The following is a 22,612-nucleotide window of genomic DNA, read 5'->3' as shown; positions in this document are numbered from 1 at the left end:
GTCATGAAAACCGTATCAGCAATCGCTCTGCTCATCACCAGCCTAGGCGTCGCCCTGCCCTCCATGGCAGAAGAAGCCAAGACCAAACCAGACACCAAGGCGGTCAAGAAGCCGCCGGCAAAGAAGTCTACCAAGGAAGCTCCTGCCGCAGCCGACGATGAGAAGGAACCAGACATCGCAGGTCTGACCGGGACTGCCTACGACTGTGAGCTCGGGAACAAGCTGACCATTTATCAACTCTCCGATACAGACGAGATCGCACTGCGCTGGAACAAACGCCTGCACCACTTGGCGCGCGTGTCGACCACTACCGGCGCCAACCGCTTTGAAAACTCAAAGAAGGGCCTGGTCTGGATCGGCATCCCTGCCAAAGGCATGCTGCTCGATTCCAAGAAAGGCCAGCAACTCGCCAATGAGTGCAAGACTCTGGAGCAGTCGGCACCGAAGGCGGCCAGCAACGGTTGATGCCGGCAGGAATGCAACAAGTGCAATGGGGCCGGTTATCCGGCCATGTTGCGTAGATACGGTTTGAAGTTCAACATAAATACCAACGTATATAAACAGTTCAGTACTAACAATTAAGGAGAGGTTATGTCCCGCAATACTCTGAACACGCTGAAGGAATTCAAGATCTCGGATTCCAAGAAAGGCAAGTTCTACTCGCTACCCGCGCTGGAGAAGAAGCTTGGCGTGAACATTTCGCGCCTGCCGGTTTCGATCCGCATCGTGCTCGAATCCGTATTGCGCAACTGCGACGGCAAGAAAGTGACCGAAGAGCACGTTCGCGAACTGGCGAACTGGGCTCCGACGGCTCCCCGTGTCGACGAGATCCCCTTCGTTGTCGCGCGCGTCGTATTGCAGGACTTCACTGGCGTTCCGCTGCTGGCCGACCTGGCCGCGATGCGTAACGTCGCCTCCAAGCTGGGCAAGAAACCGAAGAACATCGAGCCGCTGGTACCGGTTGACCTGGTTGTCGACCATTCAGTGCAGATCGACCACTTCCGCGAAAAGAAAGCGCTCGACCTCAACATGAAACTGGAATTCCAGCGCAACAACGAGCGCTATCAGTTCATGAAGTGGGGCATGCAGGCATTTGACACCTTCGGCGTCGTGCCGCCCGGCTTCGGCATCGTGCACCAGGTCAACCTTGAGTATCTGGCCCGCGGTGTTCACAAGAAACAAGATATTTACTATCCGGACACACTGGTCGGTACCGATTCCCACACCACCATGATCAACGGCATCGGCGTAGTCGGCTGGGGCGTGGGCGGCATTGAAGCGGAAGCGGGTATGCTTGGCCAGCCGGTCTACTTCCTGACTCCAGACGTCGTCGGTGTCAACCTGACCGGCGCGCTGCGCGAAGGCGTCACAGCGACTGACCTGGTCCTGACCATTACCGAATTGCTGCGCAAGCAAAAGGTCGTGGGCAAGTTCGTGGAATTCTTCGGCGAAGGCACAGAGTCCCTGACACTGACCGACCGCGCCACCATCGGCAACATGGCACCGGAATACGGCGCCACCATGGGCTTCTTCCCGGTTGACGAAGCGACCATCGAATACTTCCGCGGCACCGGCCGTACCAAGGCCGAAATCGACGCCTTCGAAGCCTACTTCAAGGCCCAGAACCTGTTCGGCATTCCAAAAGTTGGCGACATCGACTATTCCACCGTGGTCGAACTCGACCTCGGTACTGTCGCTCCGTCGCTGGCTGGTCCGAAGCGTCCGCAAGACCGCATCGAAATCGGCAACGTCAAGACGACTTTTGCGGACCTGTTCTCCAAGCCGGTGTCCGAAAACGGCTTCAACAAGAACCCGGAAGATCTCGACGCGCAGTACGAGACCACCAATGGCGTCAAGGTCAAGAACGGCGACGTGCTGATTGCCGCGATCACCTCCTGTACCAACACCTCCAACCCGAGCGTGCTGCTGGCCGCCGGCCTGCTGTCCAAGAAAGCCGTTGAAGCCGGTCTGAAGGTCGCTCCACACATCAAAACTTCGCTCGCGCCCGGGTCGCGCGTCGTCACCAAGTACCTAGAAGATACCGGCCTGCTCCCCTACATGGAGAAGCTGGGCTTCGGCGTCACCGCCTATGGCTGCACCACCTGCATCGGTAACGCCGGCGACCTGACACCGGAACTCAACGAAGCGATCATCAAGAACGACATCGTGGCGTCAGCCGTGCTCTCGGGCAACCGCAACTTTGAAGCACGTATCCACCCGAACATCCGTTCCAACTTCCTGGCTTCGCCACCGCTGGTCGTTGCCTATGCGATCGCCGGCAATGTCACACGCGACCTGATGACCGAACCGGTCGGTAAGGGCAAGGGTGGCAAGGACATCTACCTGGGCGACATCTGGCCGACCTCGGACGAGATCAACAAGTTGATGAAATACGCGCTCAACGGCAAGACCTTCAAGGACAACTATGCCGATGTCAAAGGAGCGCCTGGCAAGCTGTGGGAGCAGATCAAAGGCGTCGCCAAGGGCGAAGTCTACAACTGGCCGGCATCGACCTACATTGCCGAACCACCATTCTTCAACGACTTCGAAATGCAGCCGAAAGCCGCAGCAACCGGCATTTCCGGTGCGCGTGCACTGGGCGTCTTCGGCGACTCGATCACCACCGACCACATCTCCCCGGCAGGCTCCATCAAGGAAACCAGCCCGGCCGGCAAATGGCTGCTGGAAAACGGCGTTTTGAAGGCTGACTTCAACTCCTACGGCTCGCGTCGTGGCAACCATGAAGTCATGATGCGCGGCACCTTCGCCAACGTGCGTATCAAGAACCTGATGATCCCGCCGAAGGAAGACGGCTCCCGCGTTGAAGGCGGCCTGACCGTGCACCAGCCAAGCGGTGAACAAATGTCGATCTACGACGCAGCGATGAAGTATGTCGCCGACGGCGTGCCGACCATGGTGTTCGCAGGCGAAGAGTACGGGACCGGCTCCTCGCGCGACTGGGCTGCCAAGGGTACGCAGTTGCTAGGCGTCAAGGCCGTGATCGCACGCTCCTTCGAGCGTATCCACCGTTCCAACCTGGTTGGCATGGGCGTCCTCCCGCTGCAATTCCTGGGCGACGATAGCGTGCAGTCGCTGAACATCACCGGTGAAGAGTCCTACGACCTGAAAGGCATCGAAAACGACATCAAGCCACAGCAGACTGTGACCCTGGTGATCAACCGCGCCGACGGCAGCCAGCAGGAAGTCCCTGTACTGCTGCGTATCGACACGCCGATCGAAGTCGACTACTACAAGCATGGCGGCATCCTGCCGTTCGTGCTGCGTCAGTTGCTGGCTGCGTAAAGAGGCATAAGGCAGCGCAAAGAAGGACCCTAGTACTTTGATGGGCCGCGCTGTCACCGGCGTGGCCTGGTCTGTCGCGCCAATCTTCGAACCAGGCTCGGCGGACGACGCCAGCCTGGTCTTGCAAGCCACGTGTAAGAATGCACTGCTATTCTTTAATCAAGAAAAACGCCGGAGTTTTCCGGCGTTTTGTTTGTAGAGCTTGTAAAGCTTAGGTTTCAAATTTATTACTTTTAAGAACCATTCAGGAGACTGCTCATGTGGAAAATCTTCGTTGCCTTTATCGCCTTTGCCTTGCTTGCCCTGTTCGTGATCATGAAGGGCGGCGACAAGATCGACATGCAGGGCGAAGCAGGCGGACATAATCCGACCGAGGCGCCATCTTCGTCCACACACGGTTCTACTCCTGCGACACCAGGCGCACCGGCCGCTCCTGCTACCCCGGCCGCTCCCGCAGCATCCGGAACGGAAGCATCCAAGTAAACACTTCGTTTATCGTTATCGTCCTGGCCGACACAAGGCGCGGCAAAGGTCGCACCACGTAATACTACGCAAAACGCCGCATGCACTGCATGCGGCGTTTTGTTTTCTTGATCGTCCTCCTCCCACCCGCCGTCTTTTGGTGGCATCCTGTTGAATCAACTACAATACGTTTCCTCTTCGCCTATCCTATCCACCATGCGTCGTCTATCCAAAAGTTCTGCAAATAAGTTGTCAGCGGACAGCCAGCGTCTGGTTTCTCTCGCGCAAGGCGTGGCGCAGTCAGCCAGCCGTCTGGAAGAGCGGAATTGGGAGCATTCACTGGATGCCCTGCTGCACAAAATCCTGAAGGCCAATCATCAGGAACACGTCGATGCAGCCCTCGAACATCTGTTCAAGGCTGACCTGCCCGCGTACGACACCCTGATGGAAGCCGTCGAAGCAGGCAGCGAGTCTTGCTTCATCGAACACGAAGGCGTGCACTACGAGGCCCTGCTGATCGCCATTCCAGTCCTCGCCTGGACGCGCTTCTCGATAGCGTCCGGCCCGGTACCGGACGAAGTCCGCAACGCACTGTGCGCGCATCTGCACGGTCATCTGCTCGCGCCGGATGCCCACGTTGCCATGGCGCCAACCCTGTTTTCCATCGATCAGTTGCCCCGCACCCATGCTGAGACTTTTGCGCTGACACAGCGCATGGCACAGGCAGCTGTCAAGGCGGCAAGCTTGAAGGCGCAAGCCAATGCGCCCGAAACAGCACCCTTCCTTGCCGATACCCGCTATCTGCTCGCCGCCGTGGCAGTCCGCATGGGCTCGCCCATGTTTGCCTGGCAGGCCAGCGCGCATCCGGCCGACCGTGAAAAAGCCCTGGAGCAATGGCGGCGTCAGGCCACACCAAACATCGCCCCCCTGCTGCCCGGTTGCGGCATTGAACTTCTGATGCCCGAAGCCTATTACGTCGCATGTCGCGAAGCCGATCGTCAAATCCGTCCAGCATCGATACGCGCCGCCGTACATTTTCTGACCCATACGCTGGGTGTAGAAACCACTGCCCTGCGCGCCATCATCGGCAGCTTCACCGAAGAACCTGGCAGCGGACGCGTCGATGAATACCGTGTCGCCTTCACCCTGCGCCAAAGCCCCGAAGTGGTCTACGGCGTGGTCTGGCCACTCTACGGCGCCGAAGACGAGGACGAATCCGCCGTGACGACATTTGAATCCATCACATCACCGGAAATCCTCGATACCGAAGTGCGGACCCCCGTCGAACAAATCATCGCGCTGCTACGCGCCTGCGGCGTCACGCATATCAAACGGCATTCTGAAGAGTTTCCGATGGATTTCTGCGATGACTGTGGCGCACCACTTTATCCGGATGCGGAAGCGGAGCTGGTGCATGCGGAGATGCCGGATGATGCGCCGGCAAGCAACGGACATTTGCATTGATAGCGGCAGCGTATGTCTCATGCTTTTAAATTTGGCCAGACTCACCAGTACTAAGTTGGAACGCTCGGAAACGCAGCCGCAAACTGCAGTCCAGCTAGCCACACCCTCCGTAAAACCCCTTCCCCCTCGTAGGGGGAAGGTTGGGATGGGGGTGGTGCGGTCGTTCAATAGCAATATCTATTAAGCGCTCAGCGCCCCCAAAAAATCTCTACCAACTCAAATAAGGCCGCCGAATCAAATTCGAATTGAAATACCGCGCATCATCCGTTACCTCATCCCCCACCCACTCCGGCTTCACAAACACCTGATCCTCCGCCACAAGCTCAATCTCGGCTACCACCAGCCCGGCGTTATCCCCCATAAACTCGTCCACCTCCCACGTCATCCCCTCAAACTCAATCCGATAACGCGCCTTCTCAATAATTGGCCACTCGCACAACCCATCCAGAAACGCCTGCGCATCCGCCACCGGAATCGGATATTCCCACTCCCCACGCGTCGCCCCCACCGAACGCCCCTTGATCGTCAGCACCGCACCATCGCCCTCAATGCGTACCCGGACAACCCGCTCCGGATTCGACGACAAATACCCCTGGCGCAGCAACACCCCTTGCCCCAACGCCTTCCAGGCATCGCCCCGCACGAGAAACTTGCGCTCAATCTCGACACTCATGCCTTCATCCTCTCGATGGCATCCAGCATCGGCTGCAACGCCGCCGCACCAAGCCGCGCACTGCGCGCACCATTCCACCCCACCTGCGAATCAGGCAGGTCGGCGTTATCCTTGAACGGCATCTCCAGCGTCAACGATATGCATTTGAACGTATGTCCAACATACTTGGACGCCAACTGCAACATCTCTTCACGATACTTGCTCGCCTCATAGCCGACCTTGGTCTGAAAATCCGGACTCGCCTTCACAAAGCTATCAATAAACCCCTGCTGCTCCTGCTGCTGACGCTCGGTAAAGCCATCCAGCATTTCGCAACCGGCCACAAAGTTGTACGGCAGCGTCTCGTCCCCATGCACATCCAGAAACAGATCACAGCCCGTTTCATGCATCTTGCTTTTCACAAGATAAACCTCGGGACTGCGCTCCATCGACGGATCCACCCATTCGCGATTCAGATTGGCACCCGCCGCATTGGTACGCAGATTGCCGCGCACCGAGCCATCCGGATTCATGTTCGGCACCACGTAAAAAACCGCATGCTGCAACAAACGACGCGCCAGCGGATTCGATCGATCGGCCAGTGCATCGAGCATGCCTTCAACAAACCATTCAGACATGGTCTCGCCCGGATGCTGCCGTGCGATCACCCAGATCTTTTTGTCGGCATCTGGATTGCCGAGCACCGCCACATTGAAGTCCCTCCCATCCAGCGTCGACCCCAGGTCCAGCACACGACCGCCCTCGATGTTTTCAACCTGCGCCAGCAAGCGCAGATGCCTCTCCCAGGAATACGGCTCGAAATACGCGTAGTACACGCTATCTCGCTCAGGGGTATGCGAGATCGTCAGTACCTTGCCGTCATACGAAGTCGGCACACGGAACCACGTCTCGCGGTCATAGCTGGCGACAGCCTGGTAATTAACCCACCCGCCCGGAAACGCCGCCTGTGACGCGTTCAGCAGATGCATCGTGCAAGCCTGCCCGCGCGCGCCCTGCACACGAAAATAAAACCACTGAAGAACCTCCGCATGCGAATCCTTGCGAAGGTGAAGATCGATAGAGTCCGGAGAGTCCGCACGGACCACCTCGATGGCGCCCGCGTCAAAGTGTTGGCTGATTTTGATTGTCATGCCTAAAAGAGAAATAATTAGTCGACGAATGCTTGCAGTTCCTGCGCGTCCTGATAGCCAGCGGAGGACCGATCATGCCCAGCGCTCAGAATGAGACATGGCCGCATCGAGGCTGATACCATTCAGCGGTTTCATTCTATGCCACAAACACGACAATGATCTTTTGCAAGATTCTGGCGCTTCTGGGACTGGTCGCCGCCGCACTGTCCGCCCATGCCGACAACTGGCCTTCCCGCCCCATCCGATTTGTCGTCGCCGCACCCGGCGGCTCATCGCTGGACATCATTGCCCGCACGCTCGGCGACAAGCTCAAGGACCGTCTGGGCCAACCCATCGTCATCGATAACGTCCCCGGCGCATCCGGCACTATTGCCACCGGCAATGTCGCCCGCGCCGCACCGGACGGCTACACCTGGCTGATTTCTTACAACGGCCCACTCGCCTATACCCAGTTCCTCACACGCCTGCCCTATCACCCGCAAAAGGACTTGGTGCCCGTCATCCAGACCAGCTCCCAGCCCAACGTCCTCGCCGTCAGCACCGACCTAGCCGTCAACAATGTCCGCGAACTGATCGCTTACGTCCGCGCCCGTCCCGGAAAGCTGAACTACGCCTCGGTAGGCAACGGCTCGTCGTCGCATCTGACCATGGAATTATTCAAGTCCATGACCGGCAGCTACGTCGTGCACATCCCGTACAACGGCGCACCGCCTGCGGCATTGTCGCTGGTATCCGGAGAAACGCAGATGCTGTTTTCCGTACCGTCGGTGGTAATGCCTCAGATCAAGAGTGGTAAGGTAAAAGCCCTTGCCGTCAGCAGCGCCAGCCGGTTCCCTCTGTTGCCCGACCTGCCCACGGTCGCCGAATCCGGCCTGCCGGGATTTGAGTCGGTCACATGGAACGGCGTCCTGGTCCCGAAAGGCACGCCGGTAGAAATTACCCAACGCCTGAACCGCGAAATGGATTCTATTCTGAAAATGGCGGACGTCCGGCAGCGACTGAATAATGCCGGCCTGGAACCAGTTGGCGGCACGGCGGATGCCTTTCAGGCATTAATCGCAGCAGAAGCGGCAAAATGGGAACCAATCATCCGCAAGACAGGCGCCAAGCTTGACTAAGCTCGAATGCCATGCAGATGCGTGGCGGAAATCATAACGGCTCTGCTATAATGCGTGCTTCGTCGGGGCGTAGCGCAGCCTGGTAGCGTACTTGCATGGGGTGCAAGGGGTCGGAGGTTCGAATCCTCTCGCCCCGACCAATAGAATCAAAGGGTTACAGATTTTGGTCTGTAACCCTTTTTGCTTTGTATAAGAATTACCCCTACATTTACCCCCACGTTTGGCTGATGAGTTAAATGTAAGGTGCTGGCATACACCTAATGAAAAAGATTATTCAATAACAGAAGGTGCCGCTTTTAAATTCAGTGACAACTTCGGAATCTGAATTGATACTTGAATGTCAAGCTGAGGTAGTGATTTGACAATCTTCATAGTCTCCAAACTAACTGTAACGACCCGCTGGAACAATTCTAGCGGATAGCGTTGGTTGCCCATGGTCTCCATAGCCCATTCGTTGGCATCATTCACAATCCCACTGTCCTTATCAACTTTCGCGCATTGGCGTTCCACTATCCAATCCAGCGCGGGTTTGCCGTTCACAACGTAGTCATATGCTTCCAGCGGTATGCCTGTTAGGGTGATCTTGCTGTTGTAAATTAGCGTGGTTAAGTCTTTACCTTTACCTTTCTTGCCATAGCGCATTTTTTCGACACGGTAGTCGGCATCGGTCAACAGAAGCCCACCGCCTTCAATCTCCAACGGGTACCTCTCCACCGTCTCATAGTTCACATGCAGGTCCGCTAGCTTGCGGCCCGCATTGGAGAATACCCAAAAGTCTCTGGCGGTTTTTACACAAGGAATACGTGGTAGCTCCTTGCTGAGGTTGTCGGCGTAGCGTTCGCGGTAGTCCGTCGAATGCAAAAGCCCGTAGACGTAGTAAAACACATCCTCCTTGCCAATCCTCTCGCCAGGATAAGCTGAGCGGAAATGTATAAGTCCTTCATCCGTAATGCCCTCGCGATACTTGCCAGAGACATTCTCGGAATTTACAGCTTCAAACAGTCCGGCTTGCGACGAGGCAGATTTCGCCTCATTTGCAATATCCTCGTACACATACAGTGGAAAGCACTGTGAGCCAGCGACGTAGTGGTAATTAGGGGGCACATCGGACATTAGACAACTGAAACCCACCGACTCGCCCAATCCAGTGATACAGAACACTCGATTCCTAGCCCCAATTGCCGGAAAGAAACGTGGCATTTGCAAAACCAACTCATTTAATTGGCGATTAAAATACAACCACTGCTTTGTGAATGGTCGGTACAAGCTGGGTACAAGGCATTGTTCCTCGAAAGTGAAGCGTCGGTCTTTGACGAGTTCCTGCTTCAACGCCCGCGTCCAACTAATCTTGGTCGGATCAGTGTCGACGAATTTGTCTACTTTGGTCTCTTTCGCCTTCTTATCCAGCCCAACGTGAGACCGACCGAAGCGATCAACTTCGTTGTTATAGAAGTCAATCATGCGCTTCATGTTAGCGACCACTTCCGTTTTAGAAGCGTTGTAGCACCACGCATCACGGTTGGTCTTCACACCACCAGAGTAATTAGTAAATAGTTTTTGGGGCTGCGTGCCGTCCTTGTCTCCCAACGCAATGTATTGGCCAAAGCTATCGTCTCGCTGATTTAGCCAGTCTCCATGCTGATCAGGGATGATATTCCGCCAGCCACCAGCTTGGGTAATACCAGCGACACTGACGAAACCGCTGATTCTTTCTAGCTTCTCTTCTCGGCTCAGGTAGTCGCCAATGTCATGAAAGTGAATCTGGCCATGCTGCGCGGCTTCCGGGTTCTTAACTAGTAACGAAATGGCAATTGGAGCACGGCTGCCGCTACCAAAAATCTTGCCGCCTTCTCTACGCGACAACTCCCCAGAAGTGCGCTGATTGCCACGCAGATGAAACACGTAGATGGTCGAAAACTCTTCTGCCAAACACTGACGCATGCCATCGGCGGTGCTAGCATCTAGAAATCCCGCATTAGTAACAAAACCGATCACACCACTGTTGCCGATGCGGTCGCTAGCCCATCGGATGGCTCTTATGTAACTATCGTATAGAGCGTTTTTCAAAGTTGCAGTCGAACGCTCAGCATAGGTCGAACGAATTCGGCCATCCAGATGTGGATACGGTATGTTCTGGTTGTTGTCATTGGCGCTGTCTTGACCCGCTGAGTATGGCGGATTACCTATAATGACGCGAATATCCAGCTTCTTCTGCCGCTTACGACGGGCACTGTTGCTTGCCAACAAAGAGTCCACCATATCTTCCTTTTCGTAAAGTTGGAAGGTGTCGGCGAGGCAAATGCCTTCAAAGGGCTCGTACTTACCACCAACAATACCGTGGTACACCGCCTCAATGTTGATCGCTGCAATGTAATAAGCTAGCAGCACAAGTTCATTGGCGTGGATTTCATGCTTATACTTGTGCGGTAGTTCTTCCGGCCTGATCAGTCCGCTTTGCAGGAGCCGGGTGACGAATGTGCCAGTCCCCACAAACGGTTCGATGATGTGTACGCCCTTGCTACCAAGAGTTTGCCCGAATTCGGCTTCCAGAACATGGGCGACACTGTGGATGATGAAGTCCACCACTTCGACCGGCGTATAGACGATGCCTAACCGCTCGGTCATCTTAGGGAAGGCATTACGAAAGAATTTGTCGTATAACTCCACAACAATCTTTTGCTTACCTACTGCGTTATCAATGCCTTCAGCACGCAGCTTCACACTGTCATAGAAGCGTTGCAGCGTGTCAGCTTCCTTTTCCAGCCGGTGCTCATGCAACACTTCGAGGACGTTCTGCATTGCGATAGACATAGGGTTGTGCTGGGCGAAGCTGTAGTCCTTGAACAAGGCGTCAAACACCGGCTTGGTTATGAGATGCTGCGCCAGCATCTCGATGATCTCACCGTCTGTGATGCTGCCGTTCAGGTCATCGCGGAGTTCGCGAGCAAAGGCGTGGAAGACTCCCTGCTCTCTGGCATTGTCAGGGTTCTCAATGATGCCCGTGATGCGGTCGATGTGGGTGCGGGCGATCTTGGCAATGTCGTTAGCCCAGTCCTCCCAATGGTGGCGGTTCCCGACCTTCTGCACCAATTTGGCATAGATAGCCTTCTCGATCTCGCCAATCTCGAATTCCAGTTCGCCCTGATCTTCCTTGCTAGGACGCTTGACGGTTTCGCCGACAGTGAAGCTGCCTTTCCCGGCATCTTTGCTCTTTGTGTCCTTACTCTTTTCCTGCTTCCTCTGAATTTTGTCGGTGATCGCAATGACTTCCATTTTGCTAGTGTCTTTACCAATCAAATCCAGTTTGTTCACCATTGCATCGAAGCGGTCATCGTGTGAACGAAGAGCTTGCAAAACTTGCCACACTACGGAATAGGTCTTGTTGTCGTTCAGCGCCTCATGAGGTTCGACGCCAGCCGGAATCACGACAGGCAGAATGACGTACCCCCGCTTCTTGCCAGGGGCATTACGCATCACGCGCCCCACAGACTGGACCACATCGACCTGTGAGTTGCGCGGAGTGAGGAACAAAACCGCATCCAGTGCCGGAACGTCTACGCCTTCGGACAAACAACGGACGTTGCTGAGAATACGGCATGTGTTGTCGGGTGTGTCCGCCTTCAGCCAAGCCAACTTCTCTTCCTTCTCACTGGCATTCATGCTTCCATCGACATGTTCAGCCTCGCAGGCAAGGTGGGCTACCTGTTCAAATTCCTCGTTTTCCTGATATGCCTCGACCACGGCTTGGAACATACCTGCAATCTGCTTGGAACTGACCTTATGGGTCTTGGCCCCTTTCGAAACTTCAATGACCTGACAGAAAGCCACAGCACGCTTCATGGCGGCATCATCACCTACCAAATCTTGACTCAATCCTTGCTTGGACAACGCCTTCCAGCAGCCTACAATCTTGGCAGCATCGTCTACCTTCAATTGATTATTCTCGTCTTTCAGTAGGTCCTGCAGCCGACGATTGACGTGCGCTTCCTCAACCGCCAGCACGATAACTTTGTAATCGACGAGCAAGCCGCGTTTGACAGCTTCCGAGAAGGTGATGACGAACAGGTCCTTTCCATACAGCGCCTCATCGTCCATCGAGCAAAGCGCTACATTGTCCCTTTCCGCACTTGCCTTTGCCCCATCACCGTAGATACGGGGCGTGGCAGTCATGTAGAGGCGCTTCGCTGAGCGAATAAATGTTGCGTCATGCACCTTCACGAAGGTGCTTTCGTCCTCGCTATCAAAAGTAGCACCAGTAGTCCTATGTGCTTCGTCGCAAACGATCAAATCGAAGTCGTGCAAACCATATTCATGCTGTGCACGACTGATGACTTCGATGGAGTGGTAGGTGCTGAACACCACGCTCATATGCTGACTGTCGTGTCGCTTGTTTATTTCGTCAGTAAGACGTGATGGCTCAGTAGTTGCCGGATAACGCAGTTCATGCGTAAAAGTCTGTACGGTATCGTCCTCTTTCTTGCGCTTCTTACCTATGTCGCTGTCAGAACAGACCGCAAAGCTGTGGAGAGCGATGTCCGACTCCTGCGTCCACTCAGTCAGTGTCTGCGACAGCAGTGACAGACTAGGAACCAGAAACAACACGCGCTTTCCTGCACCTGCGATCGTTTCTGCAATCTTCAGGCTGGTGAACGTCTTACCAGTGCCACATGCCATAATAAGCTTGCCTCGGTCAGCGTCTGCTAACCCGTGGACTACAGCATTCACGGCGTTTGTCTGATGATCCCGTAGCTCCTTCTTTGCCTTTAGGACTGGCGCAGTTTTCGGCTGATACTTTGCCCAATCGATCTGGCTGTTTTCCAGATCGTGCAGGTCAATCTTGGTAACGGGTGGCTGCTGGTCGAACATCGAAGCTTCGGCATGTTCGCTCCAATGGCCGGTCGTGGCGACAATGATCCGGCGAGAGAACGGCTTCTTACCAGATGCAGTAAAGAAGCTATCAATGTCGCCTTTCTGTACCCGGTATTCTGGTGCGTACATTTTGCACTGAATAGCGTGGTATTCATCTGTGCCATGCGTCTTCGCTACAAGATCGATACCCGTGTCTCGTTTGTCTAGACCTTGCAAGGCTGCCCACTCCGAATAGGTCCAAATATCGCTGTACAGGTCACTGTACGTAGCTTCGTTGCGTAGATAGCAGCAAATCAGTTCTTCAAAATAGGTGCCTTTTTCACGTTCCGAGACTGCAGCTTGGCGGAAGGTATGGAGCAAAGTTTCTAAGGGAGTCATTCTTGGTAGTTGCCAGATAGCGTGAAAAATCTGTGATGCAGACATTATGCCTTCAACTGCTGATCGATCATGCTTAACCGTGCTAAATATACACATCTCGATTCTGGCACGATCCGTGACAAAACATTACAGTTCAAATGGTAACCAACACCCCTCTGAGCGCCAAAATGCTCAGGCATAACTTTTTACCGATTGCCAAACTTTTTCGATACCGCGATAGAATGTCCGCCCGTATGAAGCCACTTCTCGTTTTAAATCTACGATCTCACAAAACTTAAATGGATGACGCTAATCACAACGCCCAAAATAATGATAATTTAGCCGTCGCTCCTACAGCTACCGCTCGTCCAGCACCCCAAGCGAATTACAAGCGCCGAAAAAACTTCTGGGAACCGGTGTACAAGCCAGAAGGTGCTCACGTCAAATTTCCGTACTTTGACTGGAATCTTGACAACTCAAAGGGACCAAAGTCATCGACTTGTACTGCAGAAGACTTGGCATTGCGCGTTGAACGAATGGCATCGTTCACAATTTCAGACGCCAGCTTTTCTACTTGCGACTTCGAAGGAAGTTTCAACTTCGCGCGCTTGACGTTCAAATCTTGCGTTTTTTGGGACTGCGATTTTGCAAGGTCTCAATGGTCTAATGTAAAGTTTAGCAAGTGTGAATTCAAACGTTGCTCATTCTCTACTACATCGCTCTCCGATTGTCAATTCTTGGAATGCACTTGGCAGGAAATGGGCTACTCAGCAGAGGAAATGAAGCTTGAGCGAGTGTTAGTGACTAATCCAAATGCATTCGTTCAAGCCGCTTATACGAATAGAGATGCAGCAATGCTGCAACAACAGAATGTCAATGTAGAGCATCAAGTTTTTCGGTTGGAGAAAACCAAAGTCAAAGTTGCAAAGTTGATAATGGCAGCATCTGAGGATGCATACGACGATGATGCTTTCTATGAAGCTGTAATGGCTTATACAACGCAAACCGTCGTATCAAGAACAGTCTCCGCACGATTCCATTTTCGATCACAGGCAGGTCTGAGGGCAAAACTGAAGTGGGGTGCAATAGCCTTGGTGTCACCATTAGAAGGTGTGATCCTGAAGTTATCCGGCTGGATCAATGGCTGGGGTGGTAAAGTTGGTCGCGCTGCACTATGCGGTGTTGGATTAATTTTCTTCTTCTCTTTTTGCTATTGGTTTCTAGGTTTTCAAACCGATTATCCCAAAGCATTACTTGCCAGTCTTGAAGTAACCTTGCTTGTCGGGTTCACAAAATACACAACAGTTGACACAAATTGGTATCTACAAATTGGATATGCCATCAACATGATATTAGGTTTATGGTGGTATGCCGTATTTGTTCCAACAGTGATCAGTAGAATAAGCAGGACAAAACAGTGAGTATTGATACTCTTATCCTCTACGGAAGCTGTGCCAGAGAAGACGAGGATGCTGAATCCGATATCGATCTGTTCGCACTAACTACTGCAGAGGACCATAACATGGTCGTCAAGCAGAAAGTCAACCTCGCGATATACCCATTAAAGCTCGCTCTCAACATGGCGGAGAATGGTGATTTATTCCTTTTGCATATTGTTGAAGAAGGAAAGGTCATATACGATTCTGAAGGACATTTTGACAAGCTTCGATCAAGTTTCTCTTATCGATCCACCTATCGTTCAGAAATTATCAAAGCTTCTGATTTAGGCTGGACATTGATCGAACTCGCACCTAACTCTAATAACCACACATTGATTAATCGTCGAATGGCTTGGTGTGTCAGGACTATTCTGATCGCAATGTGCGCTGAGAAACGAACCCCTCGGTTTTCTGCATCATCACTTGCGAAGTATTCCGGAGATGCCTCAGTCACTGCTTTAATAAAGAATAAGAATAGTGACCGTCTTGATCGGAATATTCTTCTTGATTTTAAAAACTTTCTGCACAAGTTCGGCTCTCCCCCACCGGAATGGATTGGAGCAAAGAATATCGAATTATATAAAAGACAATTTCTACACGCGGGAAATTCAGTTGGATTACAAACAATGAAATTGATATCTACGTCCGATCAAGATTCAAGCTATTAGGATCGCATCCGCATAGCTCTTGAATTGATATGCAGGGGCCTAGGTGATATTGGATCGGCGACGGTCTATTTATGTTGTAGCAGGAAATCATCGATTCCAATGGGGTTATTTCCATGTAGACCTCGCCCACATAAAATGCTTTTCTAATGCGGCACAACTGGGGTGTTGTTCCAGCCTCACAGGCAGCCTAGTTGCTTTACCTTCGAGATAACCTTATTTACCTCCTTGTAAACGGGGTACTATAACGATCGCCATGGATGTAGGATCAATCGAAATAAGCCCGCGGTCGTACAAGGTGTGAAGGTCACTTCGGAGCAGTGGTCCGTTTGTGACGGCATTTGTCTCTGCACCCAAATACCCAAAAATGTGGCGTATTTTGAACAGCTTTCGGCGTCGTCCACTAGCACCGCATAGCAAACTGTCGGTCGCGCACGACCTTTCGTTCGTTTTTAATCCAATCCTGCATGGTACCTGAATGAGGCTGTCTCGCCATCGAATCCAAGTTAGCAACCTGCCTGTCCAGTTCGTCGCATTCGGTTTGCCCTGACCGACCTATCGCCGTAACCTGCGCTTGTGCTTGAATCGCGTATGCACGTTCCGCAGCCTTTCGTTTCGCAGTCAGATCTGCCAAGTTTTCCTTCGGTGGACTGACGATTCCAGCACTGTCGTGAAGGGCGACGGCTTGTTGTTTCGCCCCGTCCGGGCAACCGTTATCCGAATAGACGACCATGCCATTAACGACGCATTTGGAGATGCCAGAAGAAGTAGAAGAGGGATTGGTAGCCAGCGGACTTGCAAGATTATCTGCAGTCTGAGGAGCGACGGTTCGGGCAAATTGCGAATCGACTGCACCAACAGGTTGAGAATTTTTCGCGTCGAAGGCGCTTCCTGCTGACTTGGGCATCAGCGATTGGTCGGCGACCCACATTCCACCAGCCACGAAGCCAGTAGCAAGAACTACAGAACCGATAAGCTGTTTACTCATTCCGTCTCCCTGACTCCCTCGGATCATTCAGCCAGCATATCCGCCGACGACACGTCCAGTTTTCATTTCCAAGTACTCCTTGCCCATGCAAGGTGCTTCGCCAGCGCTGCTTGGTTCGGACGCTGTTCGACTTTGACCGGAAGCTTGACCGTCGCGCCTTCCAGATTGCCGTAGTCCGTGCCCTTCAACTGCGGGGAGATGACGACGCGCATTGAGGTTGGATCGACTCCAATCAGCCCTTGGTCCAGCAGTCCATGAAGGTCTGCCCGAAGTAGAAGTCCGTTCGTCACAACATTTGTATCCATGCCGAGATACGGAAAAATGTGTGCCGCTTCGAGTGCAGCGGGTACGTCGCACGTTGAGATAGCGCAGCGATTTCTATATGCGTTCAGAACCTCGGTCCTGAATTTACCCTGACCTTGACGACGAACGATAGCCGACATGATTCGCTGACGGGCATCCTCGACGTTCTCAGGGTTGAATACGTCTTCTTGCTTATCGTCTGTAGTCCCGCCCACTTCAGGTTGGCTGATTGTTCCAGCAGGACTGAATCCTTCAAGCCGGAAGTACCCGTCTTTCCACTCACGAACTAGGGCAAGCCCTAGCACGCGGTACTGCGGATTCGGCTTGGCCTTAACCTGTCGAAGCACGCCGACCGGGACTTCATCGTCTCGACACTTGAGTAGGGCCACATTCGTGAACATCGAATCCCGTTTTGCCGGGTCTGGTTGCTCTTGAAAATAGCGATACGTCCAAGACCCGTCTGAATGCACTTCTGGTGGATGGTCGTCGTATGGACCGCTCAGTGATTCACGTACGCTAAGGGCATACTGCAATCCGGCAGGCTTGTGGATTCCCTTTGCCTTATTGACAAGAAATGTGCCGTCTGCCAATGGTTGCGGCCACGGCACATCCTGACCTTGCCGTTGATGGAACCAAAGCAAGGCTTCCCGATGGCTAGGCGACAGCCCCGCGATTGTCTTTTCGAGTGAAGTGGTCATAGTCGACTTTCGGATTTTTCTTCCGGTTCCCAGAGGTGCAGCAGTGTGGAATGCGCCCGTTGGTGAAAATTGTTCAGATACGTCTTCCTAGCTGATTCTGTCATACCGGTCTGCTGCAGCAGCGTCTCCCGCAGTGGATGGTGACTCGATATAAGGTACTCGTTTCTCTTGAAGAGTCTGGCAAGGAGGCGCAGAGATGGGACCCTCGCGAATTTCCCGCCGATACCGCGATTGCAGTCAACGCAGGACAATACAAGGTTCCATACACCGTCGATCACTTGCCCAAAACCAGATTGCTTCAGCAGGTGCGGAAAAAAATGATCCACTTCCGCGTCTGCGTCTTTCTCATCTACGATGATGTCGCCGTTGCAATAGAAGCACTTCCCTTTCTGGTATCCATTCAACGCCCCTCGGCTACTTGTCACTGACATACGGCGACGGCCTGAGTCCAACGAAAACAGAGACTTAGAAGTCTCGTCGTAATCGATGTACATCAAGCTTGTTGATACCTTCAACTCCCACGCGGTCTCAACCAGCCGCCACCGGGACTCAACTTCTTCAACCAGATTCTGATGCTGAAAACTATCTTGCAATGCAGAGAATTCATCTGTAACCCGAATCCCGCCGTTCGTAGCCCGTTCGTCGATGTAGAACCGCTTTGGAATTTCACCGTCACCAACTACATGGAAAGCATCGATGACATTGTTGAAACCGTGACGAACCGTTTCTTCGATGAGCGTTTGATGGTCAATCTCGCCGTGGTTGAAGCGGCGACAAGCATCGAGGAATCTGCTGCTACGCGACGTTGTCTGCTTGTCTGCTGCCTTCAAGTGCTCAGTCAGGTGCTGCGAGAACGTGGGAGCTAGGTCCGTCATCTTCAGCAGTTGTCCTGATTCCGGCTTCAAGTCCAACAGGGCTTTCGCAAGGGCGAATTTGTAGCTGGCGACATTTCGCCCAAAGAGAATTATTCCGCGCCAGTAGTCCTCAGGGGACGGATCACGCGAATAAAATTCTTCAGCTTGCATTGGCGGTCAGTAGTGCCCTTTGCCGGGGATCGTGTGTCGGACGCCTCCGCGAGGGTTCTCCACATCGCCCTTCCGTCGCGGGATCAGATGAATATGACAATGGAAGACCGTCTGACCCGCCACTTCCCCGGCGTTCATCCCAATATTGAACCCCTGTACTGTCGGGTCTTGCTTCAGGATCGTTTCTCGAACTTCCAAGATCAGGCGATTACAGCCCAAGATTTCTTCATCCGTTAGCCCAAAGAAGTCTTCGACGTGCCGCTTGGGGATCACAAGGGTGTGTAAATCCGTAACCGGAAAACCGTCCCGGATGGCATACGCAAGGTCGTTTTGAGCGATGATCCGCTCTGGCAGGATGGTGCAAAACAGGCAATTATTCATTCATTCATCCTATGTACGGAGTGCTGGCAGGTTTGGGCACATCATGATGCCGGATTCAGAAGCGGCTTCACTCCGAAAATCGCGCCTTGCCGGGCTTTCATCTCTAGTTCAAACGCCTGTTTGCTTGTTTCTACCACAGCAAACTGGTAGGCGAAATGGTTGTGGATGTACATTTTTGTCAGTCGATCAAGCGTGAGTTCGCCAGACGCGAATCTACTAAGTTCTTCTTGCTGAATTGTGGGAATGACGAGGCGATTGGCGACATAAACGCAGAATTGGTCACCACTCAATCTACCGGAAGCATGGCTTGCCAAACGAGTGACTAAGCCGTATTTCTTCTTCTGGTCTGTCTGCGCTTTTTTGAAATCGCGCCCCGACATTCCACAGTAAATCAATTTTTCAGCGTCCCAAACCGCGTACACTCCTGCCGCCAGTATTGGAATCCGCGGATTAGGCCAATCAGCGAATCTGTATCGCTCGGAAAACTGCATCTTCGCGTTGATCGTCAGGTCAATTTTCTTGGTAGCTGCGTTCAATCAAGTGTTTCGCCTTCTCCAACGTAATGGCGTCGCGAACGATTACTTCCACATCGCCCGTGCCCCAATGCCCAATCTTGCTAACATCCCGAATGAACCCATCCTGCTGCTCAACTGTTGAGGGTTCAAGCTTCAAAATAAGGCAGATTCTGGGATCATTCTTCGGATAGAGGATCGCGCATGCGAAATTGCGAAGTCGCCTGAACGCTGTGTAAAGCTTTAGTTCCTTTTCCTGCACATCATCGCCAAGAGAGTGGATGAAAGTCGATAACTGCTCGTACAGTGCGAGTAATTCGGGTGCCGATGCCTCAAATTGCTCCGCAAAAGTCTTGTCCTTGGACTTTTCTCCTTTTCCCGTTGAAGGCTTGGCATCAGCCACCACATCTAGCACGGCCTCTTTTACCGCAACAGCGTTAACTAATTCAAGCAAGAGAAGGTCTTTACCAAATAGCTTGTATCGGATCAGTTCGATATTTCGTCTTATTTGGGATACGGCGTGACCGTCGTACTTAGTAAAATCGGCCGCAATACAAAGCAAACGTGTCCCCTGCCACTCGATCTTATCGGCGGTCTCCTTACCCAGTTTATCCATGACCAGAAGCTTAAATTCGGCTTGATGATCCAGCAGCCAGTCGAGATAGTACAGTCCCTGATTGATGACGTTTTCGTTGGTATGCCGCTTGTACTCCACAATAACGGGGCAGCGGTTTTCATCAATGCCGAGTGAGTCAATGCGTCCTCGGTGGGTCTTTCCCGTACTGTACTCACTTGCAAGAAAGCTAATCCCAAGGAATTCCGACATCTGCGATTCGATGAGGTTTTGCAGATGTTTCTCCACTAGGGCAGAACTTCCGCTTAACTCTTTTGCAACTCCGTTGCCGTATCGAAACAGCTTTATGTCACTCATACCAAGAACTAACGTAAATTGATTAATGACAAGTAAAATACTCGAAACGTAGCCTTACGACAACGAAAATTCGGTGCGTGATGCACTCGCAGGCAGAAACTTACTTCAATTTGGTAGCGCGATGACAGTAGAGGGAATTTCCATATCCTCGATATGGAAGCTTTTGAGATGGCTGCCGGGTTTCGTATTGCGGCGAATCTTTACCAAAGAACGTCTGGGTGACCTCGTCGTTGTAGACGTGCGCCCACGGTATGAGTACGCCACCGTGAATCTAGGAGAAGTCTCTTCGTTTCAAATCTGGCTACAACTGAGCAACCTGTCTCCGTTCGCAATCGAACTTGATAGAGCAGAACTTAGGTTCTGGTGTGGCGGAGTGGTTTCCAAGGCTTGCATCCTGAAGAAAAAGAAGCTGACTTCAGGCGAAGTATGTGGGATTTATATCGACGGAAGCATTTCAGATGGACAGGCAAACCACATTGCTAGACATGTTCACAATCACGGTTCGGCAATAGAGGTAGATATTGAATTCAATTGTTCACTGCACAATTTCTCGAAATCCACAGGCCATCTAGCCGGGGTGATTCCGAGATTCATAAATCAGCATACGAGAACGGGTATTCATACTGGATGAGGACGCCATACCTGAGAACTTTTAAAAAATTATAATTCGGCGTCAAGTTCGATTCTGCGAAATTCGACAGTGCCCTTTATGACTTCGCGGGTCTTCGTGTTGCGGACCTTAAATCGCAGTTGAACTCTCTGAGCACGGTGATCCAGCGTCTGATCAATTATCTCCGCCGATAAGTTAGGGTCTGCGCATTCGATAATTGCACGTGGTGCAATCCGCATTGGTGCAGAAAAAACCAATAACCGGACACCCGCGCCGTTTGGCTCATAAAGTAGGAGGTCCCGTCTGTTATGAACGGCTTGGTGAAACGCAGTCAACGCCCACTCCTCAGACATCTGCTGACTTTCAAACAAACCCACATCGGCGGCGTAAGTAGTGAAATAGCCTTCCAAGCCCGGCTGTGATGCTATCGGTACCGCGTGTCGAAGCAGTGTGAGCGAATACCTTCCCAAGAAATCGAACTTGATACTGTGTTCGTTGGTGAAGATGTCGATGGGCGAAACAATAAATTCGAAGGACTGTGGTGAGTCAAGCAATCCATCCAGAACAAAGATAGCGTCCTCTTCTGCTGGATTCTTATCAAATCGCGTCAATGCCGATATGGCTGGTATCCGATATGCGCCGAAACAGAATGGCTTGCTTGTTGCGAGTAATGGCTCAATGAAAATCGGTTTATCACGCAAATGTGGAACATTGATTCGCCCAGAAGCATGGATAGAGAACTTCTTGTCCTTGCGACGCGGCGTATCAAATTTGCGTCGAACCAAATTAGCTTCGCCCACATTTCCTTCGCAAACCATACTAAACGTACTTACGCCATCGCGGGTAAGCGTAAGGACTATAGAACCATCCCTGTCGCTAAATTCTAAAGTGGCGAACCGATACAAAACTTCGCCGTGCTTCATCAGCACTCTCATAGGCAATCTCCCGTCACAGCCTCTAAGTAGCTGCAGCTTCTTGTTTCACCTGCAGCCTCAGCCGAGACAAGGTAGACCGAGAACATCCGGTTGCCGCAATTATCGAGTTCCAGCTATCCCCACGACGTAGCATTTGCATGATCGCTGCGTTTCGCTGCACATCCGGTTTGCGGCCTTTGTATCCACCCTCCGCCTTCAGCTTGGCGATACCCTGCGCCTGTCGCCGCCTACGGTCGACGTAGTCCTTCCGGACTATGGCGGCAAGCATGTCCAGCATCATGGAATTCAGGGCCGCCATCATCCGGCTGGTTATCTCGTCGGCAGCATTCGCCATCATCCATGAGGTCGGCAAATCCAGCGCCACCACTCGCACGCGCTGCACCTGCAGTTCTGCCTTCAGCCGCTCCCAATCTTCCACGTTCAAACGGGACAGGCGGTCCACCTGCTCAATCAGCAGGATGTCTCCGGAATGGCAGTCAGACAGCAGCCGGAATAGCTCGGGGCGCTTGAGTGATGCGCCGGACTCGTTCTCCACATAAAAGGCGGCGATATGCAGTCCGCGTTCTTTGGCGAATGCTTCGAGGTCGGCTTTCGCCCGGTTTGCATCTTGTTCTTTGGTGTAGGCGCGAAGGTAGGCACGAACGAACATAAATCCCCTTTCGGTTCGATTTACATGGTTCGTATATTAGCAGTTCGGCATGGGTTATTTTGAGATAATTATCGAACCATTTCTGCACACCATCTGCTCG

Annotated in this window: 20 protein-coding genes and 1 tRNA gene; 9 read left to right on the top strand and 12 right to left on the bottom strand. The window is 52.7% G+C overall.

Annotated features, from left to right (window positions below):
• Positions 1–3: 3 nt before the first annotated feature.
• From ACFQUU_RS03680 to ACFQUU_RS03665, 4 genes are all read left to right on the top strand, one after another.
• Complete coding sequence (locus ACFQUU_RS03680) at positions 4–465, top strand: hypothetical protein (protein WP_382242814.1); 462 nt, start codon at positions 4–6, stop codon at positions 463–465.
• Positions 466–591: 126 nt separating this feature from the next.
• On the top strand, positions 592–3,303 hold the full coding sequence (acnA, locus tag ACFQUU_RS03675; RefSeq protein WP_382242811.1) for an aconitate hydratase AcnA: 2,712 nt from the start codon (positions 592–594) through the stop codon (positions 3,301–3,303).
• 258 nt (positions 3,304–3,561) lie between these two features.
• Positions 3,562–3,786: a hypothetical protein gene (locus tag ACFQUU_RS03670; RefSeq protein ID WP_382242808.1), complete on the top strand. Its 225-nt coding sequence runs from the start codon at positions 3,562–3,564 to the stop codon at positions 3,784–3,786.
• Between the two features lie 195 nt (positions 3,787–3,981).
• Positions 3,982–5,229 (top strand): DUF2863 family protein, encoded by a 1,248-nt coding sequence (locus tag ACFQUU_RS03665; protein WP_382242805.1) that lies wholly within the window; start codon positions 3,982–3,984, stop codon positions 5,227–5,229.
• 208 nt (positions 5,230–5,437) lie between these two features.
• Here ACFQUU_RS03665 and ACFQUU_RS03660 read toward each other — a convergent pair whose 3' ends face one another.
• Together ACFQUU_RS03660 and ACFQUU_RS03655 are read right to left on the bottom strand one after the other, a co-directional pair.
• Complete coding sequence (locus ACFQUU_RS03660; protein ID WP_382242802.1) at positions 5,438–5,902, bottom strand: CYTH domain-containing protein; 465 nt, start codon at positions 5,900–5,902, stop codon at positions 5,438–5,440.
• Entirely contained in the window at positions 5,899–7,032 is a 1,134-nt protein-coding gene (locus ACFQUU_RS03655; RefSeq protein ID WP_382242799.1) for a M14-type cytosolic carboxypeptidase, read from the bottom strand. The genes ACFQUU_RS03660 and ACFQUU_RS03655 overlap by 4 nt, the downstream gene beginning before the upstream one ends.
• A 155-nt stretch (positions 7,033–7,187) precedes the next feature.
• Here ACFQUU_RS03655 and ACFQUU_RS03650 point away from each other — a divergent pair, with 155 nt between their 5' ends.
• Complete coding sequence (locus tag ACFQUU_RS03650) at positions 7,188–8,150, top strand: Bug family tripartite tricarboxylate transporter substrate binding protein (RefSeq protein ID WP_382242796.1); 963 nt, start codon at positions 7,188–7,190, stop codon at positions 8,148–8,150.
• Positions 8,151–8,213: 63 nt separating this feature from the next.
• Positions 8,214–8,290, top strand: a tRNA-Pro gene (locus ACFQUU_RS03645).
• Between the two features lie 130 nt (positions 8,291–8,420).
• On the opposite strand, the gene ACFQUU_RS03640 is transcribed toward ACFQUU_RS03645, so the two are convergent.
• Positions 8,421–13,442, bottom strand: coding sequence for a DEAD/DEAH box helicase (locus ACFQUU_RS03640; RefSeq protein ID WP_382242793.1), 5,022 nt, complete (start codon positions 13,440–13,442; stop codon positions 8,421–8,423).
• 233 nt (positions 13,443–13,675) lie between these two features.
• On the opposite strand from ACFQUU_RS03640, the gene ACFQUU_RS03635 reads away from it, so the two are divergent.
• Together ACFQUU_RS03635 and ACFQUU_RS03630 are read left to right on the top strand one after the other, a co-directional pair.
• On the top strand, positions 13,676–14,797 hold the full coding sequence (locus tag ACFQUU_RS03635) for a pentapeptide repeat-containing protein (protein ID WP_382242790.1): 1,122 nt from the start codon (positions 13,676–13,678) through the stop codon (positions 14,795–14,797).
• Positions 14,794–15,483 carry a nucleotidyltransferase domain-containing protein gene (locus tag ACFQUU_RS03630; RefSeq protein ID WP_382242787.1) on the top strand — a complete coding sequence of 230 codons (690 nt, stop codon included), beginning with the start codon at positions 14,794–14,796 and terminating at the stop codon, positions 15,481–15,483. The genes ACFQUU_RS03635 and ACFQUU_RS03630 overlap by 4 nt, the downstream gene beginning before the upstream one ends.
• 213 nt (positions 15,484–15,696) lie before the next feature.
• Here ACFQUU_RS03630 and ACFQUU_RS03625 read toward each other — a convergent pair whose 3' ends face one another.
• The 7 genes from ACFQUU_RS03625 to ACFQUU_RS03595 all read right to left on the bottom strand — a co-directional run bounded on the left by ACFQUU_RS03625 (position 15,697) and on the right by ACFQUU_RS03595 (position 20,318).
• A complete protein-coding gene (locus tag ACFQUU_RS03625; protein WP_382242784.1) occupies positions 15,697–15,900 on the bottom strand; it encodes an HNH endonuclease in 204 nt (67 codons plus the stop codon).
• Positions 15,884–16,468: a hypothetical protein gene (locus ACFQUU_RS03620; protein WP_382242782.1), complete on the bottom strand. Its 585-nt coding sequence runs from the start codon at positions 16,466–16,468 to the stop codon at positions 15,884–15,886. Before ACFQUU_RS03620 ends, ACFQUU_RS03625 begins: the two co-directional genes overlap by 17 nt.
• A gap of 62 nt (positions 16,469–16,530) precedes the next feature.
• Positions 16,531–17,469, bottom strand: a complete 939-nt coding sequence (locus ACFQUU_RS03615) for an HNH endonuclease (RefSeq protein WP_382242779.1) — start codon at positions 17,467–17,469, stop codon at positions 16,531–16,533.
• The gene (locus ACFQUU_RS03610; RefSeq protein ID WP_382242776.1) at positions 17,466–18,494 is read right to left on the bottom strand and encodes a hypothetical protein; all 1,029 of its coding nucleotides are present in this window, start codon (positions 18,492–18,494) and stop codon (positions 17,466–17,468) included. The genes ACFQUU_RS03615 and ACFQUU_RS03610 overlap by 4 nt, the downstream gene beginning before the upstream one ends.
• 6 nt (positions 18,495–18,500) lie before the next feature.
• A complete protein-coding gene (locus tag ACFQUU_RS03605) occupies positions 18,501–18,875 on the bottom strand; it encodes an HIT family protein (protein WP_382242773.1) in 375 nt (124 codons plus the stop codon).
• Positions 18,876–18,916: 41 nt separating this feature from the next.
• Positions 18,917–19,411, bottom strand: coding sequence for a hypothetical protein (locus ACFQUU_RS03600; protein ID WP_382242770.1), 495 nt, complete (start codon positions 19,409–19,411; stop codon positions 18,917–18,919).
• A complete protein-coding gene (locus tag ACFQUU_RS03595; protein ID WP_382242767.1) occupies positions 19,386–20,318 on the bottom strand; it encodes a DUF5655 domain-containing protein in 933 nt (310 codons plus the stop codon). The genes ACFQUU_RS03600 and ACFQUU_RS03595 overlap by 26 nt, the downstream gene beginning before the upstream one ends.
• Positions 20,319–20,391: 73 nt before the next feature.
• Here ACFQUU_RS03595 and ACFQUU_RS03590 point away from each other — a divergent pair, with 73 nt between their 5' ends.
• The gene (locus ACFQUU_RS03590) at positions 20,392–20,949 is read left to right on the top strand and encodes a hypothetical protein (RefSeq protein WP_382242765.1); all 558 of its coding nucleotides are present in this window, start codon (positions 20,392–20,394) and stop codon (positions 20,947–20,949) included.
• Between the two features lie 29 nt (positions 20,950–20,978).
• Here the strand turns inward: ACFQUU_RS03590 and ACFQUU_RS03585 are convergent, their stop codons facing one another.
• Positions 20,979–21,863, bottom strand: a complete 885-nt coding sequence (locus tag ACFQUU_RS03585; protein ID WP_382242763.1) for a hypothetical protein — start codon at positions 21,861–21,863, stop codon at positions 20,979–20,981.
• Positions 21,864–21,885: 22 nt separating this feature from the next.
• A complete protein-coding gene (locus ACFQUU_RS03580) occupies positions 21,886–22,512 on the bottom strand; it encodes a recombinase family protein (protein ID WP_382242760.1) in 627 nt (208 codons plus the stop codon).
• Positions 22,513–22,612 lie beyond the last annotated feature (100 nt).

The organism is Herbaspirillum sp. GCM10030257 (assembly GCF_042666555.1).
Lineage (GTDB): Bacteria > Pseudomonadota > Gammaproteobacteria > Burkholderiales > Burkholderiaceae_D > Noviherbaspirillum.
This window is presented reverse-complemented; position numbering and strand designations above follow the sequence as displayed.

Bases quoted from the DNA above. Each gene is read 5' to 3' on its own strand.
- ACFQUU_RS03680 (WP_382242814.1), top strand. From the start codon at position 4: ATGAAAACCGTATCAGCAATCGCTCTGCTCATCACCAGCCTAGGCGTC.
- ACFQUU_RS03620 (WP_382242782.1), bottom strand. From the start codon at position 16,468: ATGAGTAAACAGCTTATCGGTTCTGTAGTTCTTGCTACTGGCTTCGTG.
- ACFQUU_RS03660 (WP_382242802.1), bottom strand. From the start codon at position 5,902: ATGAGTGTCGAGATTGAGCGCAAGTTTCTCGTGCGGGGCGATGCCTGG.
- ACFQUU_RS03585 (WP_382242763.1), bottom strand. From the start codon at position 21,863: ATGAGAGTGCTGATGAAGCACGGCGAAGTTTTGTATCGGTTCGCCACT.
- ACFQUU_RS03635 (WP_382242790.1), top strand. From the start codon at position 13,676: ATGGATGACGCTAATCACAACGCCCAAAATAATGATAATTTAGCCGTC.
- ACFQUU_RS03595 (WP_382242767.1), bottom strand. From the start codon at position 20,318: ATGAGTGACATAAAGCTGTTTCGATACGGCAACGGAGTTGCAAAAGAG.
- ACFQUU_RS03650 (WP_382242796.1), top strand. From the start codon at position 7,188: ATGATCTTTTGCAAGATTCTGGCGCTTCTGGGACTGGTCGCCGCCGCA.
- ACFQUU_RS03640 (WP_382242793.1), bottom strand. From the start codon at position 13,442: ATGTCTGCATCACAGATTTTTCACGCTATCTGGCAACTACCAAGAATG.
- ACFQUU_RS03615 (WP_382242779.1), bottom strand. From the start codon at position 17,469: ATGACCACTTCACTCGAAAAGACAATCGCGGGGCTGTCGCCTAGCCAT.
- ACFQUU_RS03605 (WP_382242773.1), bottom strand. From the start codon at position 18,875: ATGAATAATTGCCTGTTTTGCACCATCCTGCCAGAGCGGATCATCGCT.
- ACFQUU_RS03670 (WP_382242808.1), top strand. From the start codon at position 3,562: ATGTGGAAAATCTTCGTTGCCTTTATCGCCTTTGCCTTGCTTGCCCTG.
- acnA (WP_382242811.1), top strand. From the start codon at position 592: ATGTCCCGCAATACTCTGAACACGCTGAAGGAATTCAAGATCTCGGAT.
- ACFQUU_RS03580 (WP_382242760.1), bottom strand. From the start codon at position 22,512: ATGTTCGTTCGTGCCTACCTTCGCGCCTACACCAAAGAACAAGATGCA.
- ACFQUU_RS03665 (WP_382242805.1), top strand. From the start codon at position 3,982: ATGCGTCGTCTATCCAAAAGTTCTGCAAATAAGTTGTCAGCGGACAGC.
- ACFQUU_RS03655 (WP_382242799.1), bottom strand. From the start codon at position 7,032: ATGACAATCAAAATCAGCCAACACTTTGACGCGGGCGCCATCGAGGTG.
- ACFQUU_RS03610 (WP_382242776.1), bottom strand. From the start codon at position 18,494: ATGCAAGCTGAAGAATTTTATTCGCGTGATCCGTCCCCTGAGGACTAC.